The 13342-nt window shown below is 75.8% G+C and carries 13 protein-coding genes and 1 riboswitch; of the genes, 7 read left to right on the top strand and 6 right to left on the bottom strand.

The window, feature by feature from the left end; genetic code table 11:
- Positions 1-142: 142 nt before the first annotated feature.
- The 4 genes from VM636_RS22485 (at position 143) to VM636_RS22470 (ending at position 5684) form a co-directional block, all read left to right on the top strand.
- The gene (locus tag VM636_RS22485; RefSeq protein WP_338485465.1) at positions 143-982 is read left to right on the top strand and encodes an ATP-binding cassette domain-containing protein; all 840 of its coding nucleotides are present in this window, start codon (positions 143-145) and stop codon (positions 980-982) included.
- On the top strand, positions 954-3032 hold the full coding sequence (locus VM636_RS22480) for a YhgE/Pip domain-containing protein (RefSeq protein WP_053912596.1): 2079 nt from the start codon (positions 954-956) through the stop codon (positions 3030-3032). Before VM636_RS22485 ends, VM636_RS22480 begins: the two co-directional genes overlap by 29 nt.
- Positions 3033-3078: 46 nt before the next feature.
- A complete protein-coding gene (locus VM636_RS22475; protein WP_030417839.1) occupies positions 3079-3708 on the top strand; it encodes a TetR/AcrR family transcriptional regulator in 630 nt (209 codons plus the stop codon).
- Between the two features lie 485 nt (positions 3709-4193).
- The gene (locus VM636_RS22470) at positions 4194-5684 is read left to right on the top strand and encodes an NAD(P)/FAD-dependent oxidoreductase (protein WP_030417838.1); all 1491 of its coding nucleotides are present in this window, start codon (positions 4194-4196) and stop codon (positions 5682-5684) included.
- Positions 5685-5711: 27 nt separating this feature from the next.
- Here the strand turns inward: VM636_RS22470 and VM636_RS22465 are convergent, their stop codons facing one another.
- The 6 genes from VM636_RS22465 to VM636_RS22440 all read right to left on the bottom strand — a co-directional run bounded on the left by VM636_RS22465 (position 5712) and on the right by VM636_RS22440 (position 10813).
- Positions 5712-6719 carry a membrane protein gene (locus VM636_RS22465; RefSeq protein ID WP_030417837.1) on the bottom strand — a complete coding sequence of 336 codons (1008 nt, stop codon included), beginning with the start codon at positions 6717-6719 and terminating at the stop codon, positions 5712-5714.
- Positions 6720-6775: 56 nt separating this feature from the next.
- Entirely contained in the window at positions 6776-7699 is a 924-nt protein-coding gene (metF, locus tag VM636_RS22460; RefSeq protein WP_051821135.1) for a methylenetetrahydrofolate reductase [NAD(P)H], read from the bottom strand.
- 164 nt (positions 7700-7863) lie between these two features.
- Positions 7864-8517 carry a thiamine phosphate synthase gene (gene thiE / locus VM636_RS22455; RefSeq protein WP_030417835.1) on the bottom strand — a complete coding sequence of 218 codons (654 nt, stop codon included), beginning with the start codon at positions 8515-8517 and terminating at the stop codon, positions 7864-7866.
- Between the two features lie 141 nt (positions 8518-8658).
- Entirely contained in the window at positions 8659-9024 is a 366-nt protein-coding gene (locus VM636_RS22450) for an Rv2175c family DNA-binding protein (protein WP_030417834.1), read from the bottom strand.
- An 82-nt stretch (positions 9025-9106) separates the two neighbouring features.
- Positions 9107-10348, bottom strand: a complete 1242-nt coding sequence (locus VM636_RS22445) for an FAD-dependent oxidoreductase (RefSeq protein ID WP_030417833.1) — start codon at positions 10346-10348, stop codon at positions 9107-9109.
- Positions 10349-10423: 75 nt separating this feature from the next.
- Positions 10424-10813, bottom strand: a complete 390-nt coding sequence (locus VM636_RS22440) for a hypothetical protein (protein ID WP_338485461.1) — start codon at positions 10811-10813, stop codon at positions 10424-10426.
- A gap of 51 nt (positions 10814-10864) precedes the next feature.
- Positions 10865-10976: riboswitch (TPP riboswitch) on the top strand.
- On the opposite strand from VM636_RS22440, the gene thiO reads away from it, so the two are divergent.
- From thiO to VM636_RS22425, 3 genes are all read left to right on the top strand, one after another.
- Positions 10974-12158 (top strand): glycine oxidase ThiO, encoded by a 1185-nt coding sequence (gene thiO, locus VM636_RS22435; protein ID WP_030417831.1) that lies wholly within the window; start codon positions 10974-10976, stop codon positions 12156-12158. Its footprint overlaps the riboswitch before it by 3 nt.
- Positions 12155-12367 (top strand): sulfur carrier protein ThiS, encoded by a 213-nt coding sequence (gene thiS, locus VM636_RS22430; RefSeq protein ID WP_030417830.1) that lies wholly within the window; start codon positions 12155-12157, stop codon positions 12365-12367. The genes thiO and thiS overlap by 4 nt, the downstream gene beginning before the upstream one ends.
- Before the next feature lie 2 nt (positions 12368-12369).
- On the top strand, positions 12370-13167 hold the full coding sequence (locus VM636_RS22425) for a thiazole synthase (RefSeq protein ID WP_030417829.1): 798 nt from the start codon (positions 12370-12372) through the stop codon (positions 13165-13167).
- The last annotated feature ends 175 nt before the right edge of the window (positions 13168-13342 follow it).

The following is a 13342-nucleotide window of genomic DNA, read 5'->3' as shown; positions in this document are numbered from 1 at the left end:
TGGCCGTCTGCGCATATCGTGCGGCCCGCCACTGACAATCCGCTCTGACCTGCGCCTTTGCCTCGCTCGACCGTTCGGGCTAGTTTTTGCACTGACCAGTCAGTTCAAAAAGGCTCCCGGGTGGGGCGGAGGGGTTGCGCTCGTGGTGGTGGACGAGGAGGCGTCCGGGCTCGCGGTGGCGGCGCGCGGGCTGGGGCTGCGGGGGCCGCGGGGCTGGGTGTTCCGGGACGTCGGAATCGACGCCGGGCCCGGTGCGCTGATCGCGCTGGCGGGGCCGTCGGGCTCCGGGCGCACCTGCCTGCTGCTGACGCTCACGGGGCGGATGCGGCCGACCGAGGGCACGGCGACCGTGGGCGGCCGGACGCTGCCCCGGCGGATGGCCGCCCTGCGCCGGGTCAGCGCCCTCGCCCACGTCCCGGGGGTCACCGACCTCGACCCCGCGCTGACCGTCGCCGAACACCTGCGCGAACGGGAGCTGCTGCAGCGCCGGTTCGGCGATTCCGTACGGGCGTTGCTGCGTCCGCGGTCGCGGTCCGCCGCCGGGGCCCGGCGGCGGACCGACGCGGCGCTGGCCGCCGCCGGGCTGGAGCTCGCGGCGCTGCCCAAGGGTCCGCGTACGGCCGTACGGGACCTGGAGCGGGTCGAGGCGCTCAGGCTCTCCGTCGCCCTGGCCCTGATCGGCCGGCCGCGGCTGCTCGGCGTGGACGACACGGACCTGAAGCTGTCGGCGGCCGAGCGGGAGGAGGTCTGGGCCCTGCTGCGGTCGCTGGCGGCGTCCGGCACGACGGTCGTGGCCGTCTGCGCGGAGGCGCCCGAGGACGCGGTGACCGTGTCCACCCGGCACGAACCCGCCGGCCGCTCCCCCCACGAGAACGACCACCCGAACGACCACGACCACGACGACGCCCACGACGACCACGACGCCCACGACGACCACGACAAGGAGACGGCCGATGCGCTCGCCGAAGCTGGCCGCGATTGAGCTGAGGCGCTTCGGGCGCGGGCGGCTGCCACGGGCCGCGCTGGTGGCGCTGCTGTTGCTGCCGCTGCTCTACGGCGCCCTGTACCTGTGGTCCTTCTGGGACCCGTACGGCCGCCTGGACCGCATCCCCGTGGCGCTGGTCAACGAGGACCGGGGCGCGGGCGCCGGCGACGAGCGGATCACCGCGGGCGACGACATCGCCGAGGGGCTGCTCGAGAGCGAGACGTTCGCGTGGCACCGGGTGAGCGCCGCCGAGGCCCGTGAGGGCGTGGAGGACGGCACCTACTACCTGTCGCTCACGCTGCCCGCCGACCTGAGCGCCAAGGTCGCCTCCGGCGCGGGCGACGCGCCCGAGGCCGGGGCGCTGCGGGTGCGCACCAACGACGCGAACAACTACATCGTCGGCCAGATCTCCCGGTCGGTCTTCTCCGAGGTGCGCCAGGCGGCGTCCGGCAAGGCGTCGCGGGCGTTCCTGGACCGCATCTTCATCTCGTTCTCCGACATCCACGGCGAGACGGTGAAGGCGGCCGAGGGGGCGGACACCCTCCAGGGCGGTATCGGCGAGGCCGAGAAGGGCTCGGGCGACCTGGCCTCGGGGCTGAAGGACGCCGAGGACGGCAGTGGCAGGCTCGGCAAGGCGCTGAAGAAGCTGGACACGGGCTCCGGCGATCTGGCGAAGGGCTCCAAGGAGGTCGCGGACGGCACCCGGAAGCTGGCCGAAGCGGTCGGGGGGCTGGCCGGCAAGGTGAGTCCGCTGCTGGACGAGAAGGCCGTCGGCGACACCGCCCGCTTCGTCGCCGACTCCTCGGGGGCGCTGCGGGAGAACCTGGACGCCCTGGTGGAGCGGGCCCCGGCCGCGGCGAAGGACGCCCGCGCGCGCGCCGACTCCCTGACGGAGGTCCACCGCGTCCGCTGCGAGGAGGCCGAGGAGGCGGACCCGGCCTGCGCCGACCTGGAGAAGGCCCGTGACGCGGCCTCGGGCGCGGCGGACGTCGCCGAGGAGATGTCCGCCCTGGTCGCCGGTCACCGGGCCGAGCTGAAGAAGCTCGACACCCACCTGGCCGGCCTCCAGGAGGCGGCCCGGGACCTCGCCGAGAAGGCGCCGCACCTCTCGAAGGACCTCAAGGACGCCGTCACCCGGGTGAACGAGCTGAACACCGGGGCCGGCAAGGTCGCCTCCGGCGCCAAGGCGCTGCACGAGGGGGTCGGTGCCGCCCGGACCGGCGCGAAGGAGCTGGACGAGGGCGTCGGCGCCCTGCGGACCGGCGCCGTGGACCTGAACGGCGGGCTCTTCAAGCTGGCCGACGGTTCCGAGAAGCTGGCCGGCGGGCTCCACGAGGGCGCCGACCGCATCCCCGACTACGACGAGGGCGAGCGCGACCGGCGCACCGAGGTGATGGCCGACCCGGTCCGGCTGGTCTCCGAGTCGCTGCACGAGGCGCCGAACTACGGCACCGGTTTCGCCCCGTACTTCATCCCGCTGTCGCTGTGGGTGGGCGCGATGGTGGCGTACATGCTGATCCCGCCGATGAACCGGCGGGCGCTGGCCGCGGGCGGCTCGGCCTGGCGGATCGCGCTGGCGGGGTGGCTGCCGGTGGCGGCGCTGGGGGTGCTCCAGACGGGGGCGCTGATCGCGGTGCTGCACTGGGGGCTGGGCCTGGAGATGGTCCGGGCGGCCGGCACGGTCGGCTTCCTCTTCCTCGTGACGGCGTGCTTCGCGGCGATCGTGCAGTGGCTGAACGCGCGCTTCGGCGCGGCGGGCCGCATCCTCGTGCTCGCACTGCTCATGCTCCAGCTCACCTCCGCGGGCGGCACCTACCCCGTACAGACCAGTCCGGGCTTCTTCAACGCGGTCCACCCCTTCCTGCCGATGACCCACGTGGTCGAGGCGCTGCGCCGGCTCATCACCGGCGGCGGGCTGGAACCGGTGTGGCAGGCGTGCGGGGTGCTCTCGCTCTACACGGTGGCCGCCCTGGCGCTGACCGCGCTCTCGGCCCGTCGCAGCCAGGTGTGGACGCCGTCCCGGCTGCACCCGGAGCTGAGCCTGTGAGCCCTGCGGTGACCATCGGGAGGAAGGGCCTGTGACAATCATGGCCATGGACAGCAGCAACGCCGCCCCGCAGGGGGGCAGCCGACGTGAGGCGACCCGGCAGCGGCTCTACGAGGCGGCCGTGACCCTCATCGCCGAGCAGGGCTTCTCCGCCACGACCGTGGACGAGATCGCCGAGCGGGCGGGGGTGGCGAAGGGCACGGTCTACTACAACTTCGCCAGCAAGTCCGTCCTGTTCGAGGAGTTGCTGCGGCACGGGGTCGGGCTGCTCACCGCCTCGCTGCGGGAGGCGGCGGAGCGCAGCGAGCGGGAGGGCCGCGGCCGGGTGGACGCCCTGGACGCGATGGTCCGGGCGGGGCTGGTCTTCATCGACCGCTATCCGGCCTTCACCCAGCTCTACGTGGCCGAGCTGTGGCGCACCAACCGGGCCTGGCAGGACACGCTGCTGGTGGTGCGGCAGGAGGCGGTCGCGGTGGTGGAGGGGGTGCTGCGCGAGGGCGTGGCGACCGGGGAGTTCAGCGAGGAGATCGACGTCCAGCTCACCGCCGCCGCGCTGGTCGGCATGGTGCTGGTGGCGGCGCTGGACTGGAAGTCGTTCCAGCCGGAACGCTCCCTGGACGATGTGCACGCCGCGCTCTCCCGGCTGCTCCAGGGCCGGGTGAGCGGCTGCCGCTGAGCGGTCCGTGCCGGCCCGTGCCCGTCGCGGGCACGGTCGGGCGCCGGTGCGGTGGTGGCCGCGTCCCCCGCGGGCCGCCACCGCACCGGCGCCTTCCCTTCCGTACGCCACGTACGTCACGTACGTCACGCGGTCACGCACGTCCGGTGCGCGCCCGCCGTACGTCCCCGTACGTCCCCCGTACGTTCCCCCGTCGGAACCCCCGTGTCGGTCGTCCCCCGGGTTCCCCCGTGCCTCGCTCCCGCCGGCCGCGACCGGCGGAAGGAGCGGATCGCGGGCCCGGTCCCGTTCCGGCGCCCCGTGCCGCCGGTGCCGGGACCCGGCCCCCTCTCCGTGTCTCCACCCTCTCGTTCCCGCAGGTCGCGGCCCATCCGCGCGGCTACTCATCTCCGCGGCTGAGTACGCGTACTCAGGCGTGCGCGGTGCCGCTCAGGACCCTCGCCCCCGGACCGGGCGTGGCCGGGGCGGCGGATAAAGTCCCGGTCATGGCACGGATTGCGGTGATCGGCGCCGGGATGGGCGCGATGGCGGCCGCCGCCCGGCTGGCCGTCGCGGGCCACCGGGTGGCGGTGTACGAGCGGAACGGGACCTACGGCGGTGCGGTGGGCCGCCTCGAACGCGACGGGTTCGCCTTCGACACCGGGCCGGGCCTGCTGCCGCTGCCCGCGGTCTGGCGCGATCTGTTCGTCAAGACCGGCAAGGAGCCCCTGGAGGACCGGGTCGGGCTGGTCCAGGTCGACCCGTCGTCCGCGCACCTCTTCGCCGACGGCACCCGGGCCGTCCTCCCCAACGCCTCGCGTGCCGGTGTGGTCGACGCGCTGGACGAGGCGCTCGGCGCCCCCGCCGGACAGCGCTGGGGGGACCTGCTGGTGCGGGCCCGGGAGGCGTGGGACCGCACCCGGCGCCCGCTGCTGGAGGAGCCGCTGTGGCCGAACTGGCGGGTGCTGGCCGAGCGCGAGCCCTACCCGGCGGTCCCCCACAAGCGGCTGCTGCGCACCCGCCGGGCCACCACCCTCGCCGAGGTCGGCGCCTGGGAACTGCGCGACGACCGGCTCGCCGCGCTGCTGGAGGGCCACGCCCTCGCCCACGGGCTGGACCCCCGCACCGCCCCGGCCAACGCGGCCGTCCTCGCGTACATGGAGTACGCCTTCGGCCTCTGGTACGTGCGCGGCGGACTGCGCGAGCTGGCCCGCGCCGTCCACGAACGCTGCCTGGCCCGCCGGGTGGAGTTCCGCTTCGGCCGCGAGGTCACCCGGGTGCTGACGGACGACGGCAGGGTGACGGGGATCGAGACGGCGGACGGCACCGTCGCCGAGGCCGACCTCGTGATCGCCGGGGTGCCGCCCGGCGTGCTGGAGTCGATCGCCGGCGAGGCGGTCCGGCGCGGCGGGGACGAGGTCCCGGCCCGGTCCGGGACGCCGAGCCGGCTCACGGTCCACCTGGCGCTGCGCGGCGACCGGCCCGAGGGCACCGCGCACCGCACGGTGGTGCACGCCCCGGACCGCGCGGCCGAACTGGACGCCCTGTTCGGCGGCGGGCACGGGCCGTGCGCGGCGCCGACGGTGACGGTGCTGCGCCCGGACGACCCGGAGCTGGTGCCCGGCCCGGGGTTCGAGGCGGTCACGCTGAGCGCGGTGGTGCCGGCCGGCACGGACGCGGGCGGGCACGCCGGGTCCCTGCTCGACGTGGCGGAGCGGGCGGTGCCCGGGCTGCGGGACCGGCTGCTGTGGCACGAGGTGCGCGCCCCGGCCGACGTCGCGGCGGCGACCGGCGCGGCGGGCGGGGCGGTCCCGGCGCCCGCGCTGGCCGCGTCCGCCGGGCGGCTGCTGCACCCGGCCAACGGCACGCGCACGCGGGGCCTGTTCACGGTCGGCGGCTGGTCGCACCCGGGCGGCGGGCTGCCGCACGCGGGCATGTCGGGCGCGCTGGTCGCCGGCCTGGTCGTGGAGGGGCCGGACTTCCGCGGCTCGCAGTGAGCGGGCGGGCCGGCCGGCCCCGGGCGGTCAGAAGCGGTACTGCTGCTCGTCGTAGCCCTGCGGGCCGTTCCGCGCCTGGCCGTCGCCCTGGTAGGGGTACGCCTGCTGCTCCGGCGGGAGGTCGCCGCCGTAGGGCTCGTCGGTGCTGCGCTGCTGCGGGACCCACACGCCGCCGGCCGGGGTCTCGCCGCCGTGGCCGCCGGCCGCGTACGGGTCGTGCGGGTAGCCCTGCTGCTGTTGCCCGTACTGGCCGCCGGTGGTGTCGTAGCCGCCGGTGTCGTACGAGGGCGTCCCGCCGTAGGTGTGGGTGCCGATGTACGGGTCGGAGTACGCGGCGTACTGCTGCCGGCCGGGGTCGTAGCCGTAGTCCTGCTGGGGGTAGCCGGAGTAGTCGTAGGCGTAGGACTGGTCGGCGCCCTGGGCGGCGGCCGGGGCCTGCTGGTCCTGGCCGTACCCGGCGGAGTCGCGGTAGACCCCGTAGGAGCCGGTGTCGTCGGGCAGCGGCTGCGGTGCGTGGACGGCGGTGGTCTCCGCGTCGGCGGGGGCGCCGGGGCGGTTCGGGGTGAACACGTCGTCGTGGTCGTCGTCGTGACCGTAGGCGTCCTGGTCGCGGGCCCCGGCGGGGTCGCCGTAGGCGTCGTCGCGGCGGTAGGCGGCCTCGTGACCGTCCCCGCCGTCGCCGCCGTACCCGTCGTCACCGGGGGCTTCGAGGCCGGAGACCTCCAGCGTCGGCTCCTGGCGGCCCCGTTCGGGCCGGCCGCGCTTGACCGCGGCCAGCCCCCCCGAGGAGACCGCCCAGCCGGAGGCGAAGCCGCGGCGGAAGGACAGCGTGACGTAGGTCTGGCCGACCGCGAACGCGGCGGCGCCCAGACCGATCACGATGACCGACGGGATCAGCACGCCGAGGACGACGCCGGCGAAGCCGCCGAAGGCGAGCAGCCGCCAGCGCAGCCGCGCCTTGTACTGCAACAGCACTTCGCCGAGCAGCCACAGCGCGACGACGCCGAACGCGATGTAGAGGACCGTCCAGCCCATGTACGCCCCTCTCCCAGTGGCCGCTTCGCAGTGTGTCGTACAGGCGTGCGGCCGGTCTAGGCCCGTGGTGGACGGTTCAGGCCCAGGTTCTCGTAGATTTCCAGCGTAGCCGTGGAGTTGTTGAGCGTGATGAAGTGCAGTCCGGGAACACCCTCGGCCAGCAGCCGCGCGCAGAACTCCGTGGCGAACGCGATGCCAATGGAGCGTACCGCCGCCGGATCGTCGCGTGACGCGAGGATGCGCTCTTTCAGCTCCTGCGGGAAGGACGCGTTGCTGAGCCTGGGCAACCTCTCCAGCATCTTCACACTGGTCACCGGCATGATCTCCGGAATGACCGGCGTGTCGCAGCCCGCCGCCTCGACCCGGTCGCGCAGCCGCAGGTACGACTCGGGACGGAAGAACATCTGTGTGATGGCGTAGTCGGCGCCGGCGCGGCACTTGTCGACGAAGTGCCGGACGTCGCTCTCCCAGTCGGGCGAGCGCGGGTGCGTCTCCGGGAAGGCGGCCACGCCGACGCAGAAGTCGCCCGACTCCTTGATGAGCCGGACCAGGTCGGCGGCGTACGTCAGCCCCTGGGGGTGCGCCACCCAGTCGCCCATCGGGTCGCCCGGCGGGTCGCCGCGCACGGCGAGCATGTTGCGGATGCCGGCGTCGGCGTACTGCCCGATGATGTTGCGCAGTTCGGCGACGGAGTGGTCGACCGCGGTCAGGTGGGCGACCGGGGTCAGGGTGGTGTCGGAGACGATCTGCTCGGTCTCCTTGACGGTGCCCGCGCGGGTGGAACCGCCCGCGCCGTAGGTGACGGAGACGAAGTCCGGTGCCACCGCCTCGACTCTGCGCAGCGCGCTCCACAGGTTCTTCTCGCCCTTGGGGGTCTTCGGCGCGGAGAACTCGAACGAGTACGTGGTCTTGCCGGCGGCCAGGATCTCGCGCACGGTGCGGGCGCGATCCGTCCTGGTCGATGCGGTTCCGAGGGCCATACGGGCAGGTTAGCCACGGGACGGCGGTCCCCCAACCGGACCGGGGATTTTGCCCGCATTGTCGATTTGTCGTCCACCTTGTGGACACTTCGCCGCCCCCGGGGGCCCGGCGGCCTCCCGGAGACCCCGGACCCGGGCGCGCCGGGCCCGGAGGAGGGCGTGGCTCAGGGGGCCTCGCGGAGCCGGTGGGCGAACTCGGCCGCCGCGGCGCCCGGATCGTCCGCCTCGGTGATCGCCCGGACGACGACGGCCCGCCGGGCGCCCGCCTCCAGCACCTGGTCGAGGGTCGTGAGGTCGATGCCGCCGATGGCGAACCAGGGGCGGCCGGTGCCGAGGGCGGCGGTGTGGCGCACGAGGTCCAGTCCGGGGGCTGGGCGGCCGGGTTTGGTGGGGGTCGGCCAGCACGGGCCGGTGCAGAAGTAGTCCACGCCCTCCTGGACGGCGGCGGCCTCGGCCTCGGCGGCCGAGTGCGTGGAGCGGCCGACGAGCACGCCGTCGCCGAGGATCCGGCGGGCGGCCGGCACCGGGAGGTCGCCCTGCCCGAGGTGGAGCACGTCGGCGCCGGCGGCGTGGGCGACGTCGGCCCGGTCGTTGACCGCGAGAAGCTTGCCGTGCCGCGCGCACGCCTCGGCGAAGACCTCCAGGTGCTCCAGTTCCTCGGCGGCCTCCATGCCCTTGTCGCGCAACTGCACGATGTCGACGCCTGCGGCCAGCACCACGTCCAGGAACGCGGGCAGGTCGCCCTGGGCCGTCCGGGCGTCGGTGCACAGGTAGAGGCGGGCGTCGGCGAGCCGGGCGCGCGCGGAACTGTCGGACATGCGGGGTCCCCCCAGGTTGGGTGTCGTACGGGCCGGCGCGGGGCGCGGCGGCGGATGCGGGCCCGCGCCACGGCCCGCGGACCGGCCGGGGTGCTCCCCCGCCGGTCCACGGGCCGGGCGTCGGGCGGTGTGCGCCACGGGTCAGACGGCGAGCGCCTGGGCGCGGCGCTTCACCTCCGTCCCGCGGTTCTCGGCGAGGGCCTGGGCCGGGGTACCGGGCAGGCTGGGGTCCGGGGTGAAGAGCCACTCCACCATTTCCTCGGGCGTGAAGCCGTCGTCCCGCAGCAGGGTCAGCGTGCCGGTGAGGCCCTTGACGACCTTGTCGCCGTCGATGAAGGCCGCCGGGACGTGCAGCGCCCGGTTCTCGCCGCGGCGTACGGCGATGAGCTGGCCTTCCTTGATCAGCTGCCGCACCCGGGTCACCTCGACGCCGAACCGCTCGGCGATGTCGGGAACGGTGAGCCAGTCGGGTACGAGCGCATCAATCTTCGCGTCAATCTCGGTCACCCCTCCAGCCTGCCATCCGCCACCGACAGCCGGAAACCGGGCGGGTCCGTCCCGGGGGCGCCCCCGGGACGGACCCGCCCGGTCAGGCGGTCGCGGACTTCAGCGGCCGGGCCGGGTCGGCGAGCAGCACCGGGTCCACCGGCGTGCCCGCCTCGATCAGGCGGCGGCCCTGGGCGAGGTCCCGGGGGCGGCCGACGGCCAGCAGGGCGACGAGCCGGTCCCCGCGCAGCCAGCAGACCGTCCAGGCGGGCCCGGCCGGGTCGCCGCGCCACAGCAGGGTGTCGGCGGCCGGGTGGTGGCCCGCGTACTGGACGAAGCGCCCGAACTGCTCGGACCAGAAGTAGGGCACCGGGTCGTAGACCGCCGGGGCCCGCCCCGCGCCGGCGGCGACGATGTTCGCGGCGACCGTGCGGGGGCCCTGGAGGGCGTTGTCCCAGTGGTGCACGAGCAGCCGCTCGCCGTAGCGGCGGGAGGGGAAGGAGGCGCAGTCGCCGACCGCGTAGACGTCCGGGGCGGTGGTGCGCAGCCGCTCGTCGGCCGGGACCTCGCCGTACGCGCCGAGGGCGATGCCGGAGCCGGCAAGCCAGCCGGTGGCGGGCCGGGCGCCGATGCCGACGAGGACCGCGCCGGCCGGCAGGCGGGTGCCGTCGTCCAGGACGGCCGTGCCGGGCTCGACGCGCGCCACGCGCGCGTGGGTGCGCAGGGCGGCGCCGCTGTCGGCGTACCAGGCGGCCATGGGGGCGGTGACCTCGGCGGGCAGCGCGCCCGCGAGCGGCCGGTCGGCGGCCTCCACGACGGTCACCTCGCACCCCGCCTCGCGGGCGGCGGTGGCGAACTCGGCGCCGATCCAGCCGGCGCCGACGACGACGACGTCGTGCTGCCGTTCGAGGACGGGGCGGAGCCGGGCGGCGTCGTCGAGGGTGCGCAGCAGGTGGACGCCGGGCGCGTCCCCGGCGCCGGGCAGCCGCAGCGGTTCGGCGCCGGTGGCGAGGACGAGGGCGTCGTAGGGCACGGGCCCCTCGGTGGTGTCCAGGACGTGGTCGCCGGGGCGCAGGCCGAGCGCCTCGTGGCCGAGCCGCAGGGTGACGCCGAGCGAGTCGAAGTCGATGTCGAAGGCGGAGCCCTCGGCGGTGCCGAGCAGCACGGCCTTGGAGAGCGGGGGGCGGTCGTAGGGCCGGTGGGTCTCGGCGCCGATGAGGGTGACGGTGCCCCGGTAGCCCTCCTCGCGCAGCGCGACGGCGGTCTGCACGCCCGCCATGCCCGCGCCGACGACGACCACGCCGGCTCCCGTGTCCCGTCCCGGTTCCCGTGTCTGCTCGCTCACCCGTTCACCATAGACACCCGGCGTGTCACCCCCGGCACCTGACGTGCCGTCGGCGGGCGGGAGGGGCCGGTGCCGCTACCCGTCCCGGACCTCCTCCACCGCGCTGGTGCCGCGGCCGGGGGCCGACTCCCACTCCCAGTCCTCCTCCAGGCGCAGGCGCCCGTCGGGCAGTGCCACGACGGTGGCCAGGCAGTGGCCCGAGGCGGTGGTCCCGTCGGTGCGGAGCTGCACGTACCGGAAGTCGAGCCGGTCGCCGTCGCGGGTGCCGACCAGCCGCCCGTGGACGACGTCGCCGCCCTCGTACTCGGCCCACACGACGCCGTCCCGCTCGTGGTAGGCGAACCGGGTGCGGGTGCCCACCTGGCCGGCCGACTGGTCGGCGACCGGGGCGAGGACACGGCCGTCCAGGGACGGCGGGGCCGGTCGGGCGGGGGCGGCCGGGCCGGGGGCGGGGGGACGGTTCACGCGGAAGGCTCCCTTACTGGGACGGACGGCATCGGGCTAGGGTGGCCAACGTAAGGCACACGCGGGAGCCCGGACGCACCGGGCTGAGAGGGAGGCTTGCGGCCTCCGACCGTACGAACCTGATCCGGATCATGCCGGCGAAGGGAGGGGCTGGACGCCCATGTCGTCTCCACCGTCGTCCCCGTCCACCTCGGACGTCCTCGTCGTCGGGGGCGGGATCATCGGGCTGGTCACGGCCTGGCGGGCCGCGCGGCGCGGGCTCGCCACCGCCGTCGTGGACCCCGCGCCGGGCGGCGGGGCCGCCCGGGTGGCCGCCGGGATGCTCGCCCCCGTCACCGAACTGCACTACGGCGAGCAGGCGCTGCTCGCGCTCGGCCTCGCCTCGGCCGAGCGGTACCCGGACTTCGCCGCCGAGCTGTCCGAGGCCACCGGGCACGACCTCGGCTACCGCCGCTGCGGCACCCTGGCCGTCGCCCTGGACGCCGACGACCGCGCCCACCTGCGGGAACTGCACGCCTTCCAGGAGCGCTGCGGGCTGGCGTCCACCTGGCTGCCAGGGCGGGAGTGCCGGCGCCTGGAGCCGATGCTCGCGCCCGGCGTGCGCGGGGGGCTCTGGGTGGAAGGCGACCACCAGATCGACCCCCGGCGGCTGGCCCGCGCGCTGGTCGTCGCCTGCGAACGGGCGGGCGTGGTCTTCCACCGCGACGAGGCCGTCCGGCTCACCATCGCCGGGGACCGGGCCACGGGGGTCGTCACGGCCGGCGGCACGGAACCGGCGGCCGGGCGGGTGGTGCTCGCCGCGGGCAGTCTCAGCGGCCGGCTCGCGGGCGTGCCCGAGGAGGTGCGTGCGCCGGTGCGGCCGGTCAAGGGCCAGGTGCTGCGGCTGGCGATGCCGTCGGCGCACGGGCCGCTGCTCGGGCGCACGGTGCGCGCGGTGGTCCGCGGCAACCCGCTCTACCTGGTGCCCCGGGAGAACGGCGAGCTGGTCGTCGGCGCCACCAGCGAGGAGCTGGGCTGGGACACGACGGTCACCGCGGGCGGGGTCTACGAGCTGCTGCGCGACGCCCACGAGCTGGTGCCGGGCATCACGGAGCTGCCGCTGGCCGAGACCCTGGCGGGCCTGCGCCCCGGCTCCCCCGACAACGCCCCGCTGCTCGGCGCCACCGCGCTGCCGGGACTGCTGCTGGCCACCGGGCACCACCGCAACGGCGTCCTGCTGACCCCCGTCACCGGCGACGTGATGGCCGAGATCCTCACCGGCGGGGAGCCGCCCGCCGTCGCACGTCCCTTCACCCCCCGGCGCTTCGGCGCCGCCGTCCCCGCACCCACGGAGCAGCCCGTATGAGCACCGACGTCACGATCCGCGTCAACGGGGAGCCGCGCGAGGTGGCTCCCGGCACCGCCCTGGACACGCTGGTGAGCAGCCTCACCGCGGCGCCCTCGGGCGTGGCCGCCGCCGTCAACGAGACCGTCGTCCCGCGCGCCCGCTGGTCCGCCACCGCCCTCGCCGAGGGCGACCGGGTCGAGGTCCTCACCGCCGTGCAGGGAGGCTGACCATGGCCGACGACCCCTTCGTCCTCGGCGGTACGACGTTCACCTCCCGGCTGATCATGGGCACCGGCGGGGCCCCCAGCCTGGACGTGCTGGAACGCTCGCTGGTCGCCTCCGGCACCGAGCTGACCACGGTGGCGATGCGCCGGGTGGACCCGTCCGTGCACGGGTCGGTGCTGTCGGTGCTGGAGCGGCTGGGCATCCGGGTGCTCCCGAACACGGCCGGCTGCTTCACGGCCGGGGAGGCGGTGCTCACCGCGCGCCTGGCCCGGGAGGCGCTCGGCACGGACCTGGTCAAGCTGGAGGTCATCGCCGACGAACGGACCCTGCTGCCGGACCCGGTCGAGCTGCTGGAGGCGGCCGAGACGCTGGTCGACGACGGGTTCACGGTGCTGCCGTACACCAACGACGACCCGGTGCTGGCGCGGCGGCTGGAGGAGGTGGGCTGCGCGGCGGTCATGCCGCTGGGCTCGCCGATCGGCTCCGGGCTCGGCATCCGCAACCCGCACAACTTCGAGCTGATCGTGGAGCGGGCCGGGGTGCCGGTGATCCTGGACGCGGGCGCCGGTACGGCGTCGGACGCGGCGCTGGCGATGGAGCTGGGGTGCGCGGGTGTGATGCTCGCCTCGGCGGTGACGCGGGCGCAGGAGCCGGTGCTGATGGCGTCCGCGATGCGGGCGGCGGTGGAGGCCGGGCGGCTGGCGCGGCGGGCGGGGCGCATCCCCCGGCGGCGGTTCGCCGAGGCGTCGTCGCCCGCCGGGGGCCTCGCGGAGCTGGACCCGGAGCGGCCCGCCTTCCGGTAGCCCGGCGTCACCCGCACCGCGCGGGGCCCCGCCGGGCCCCGGCCGCGCACCGCGGGCGGGACGCGAGCGCCGCGCGGGCCGGGCGCCGTCGGCGGCCGGCCCCGGTGGCCGGGTGTGTCACAGGTGGGCTTCAGGGGGGTTCCGGTCGTGGGCGAGGCGGCCGGGTGTCCGTTCC

Origin of the sequence: Streptomyces sp. SCSIO 75703 (assembly GCF_036607905.1) — a bacterium.
Taxonomy (GTDB): Bacteria; Actinomycetota; Actinomycetes; order Streptomycetales; family Streptomycetaceae; genus Streptomyces.
Note: the sequence above shows the minus strand (reverse complement) of the source record. Positions and strands in the feature narration are given on the sequence as shown.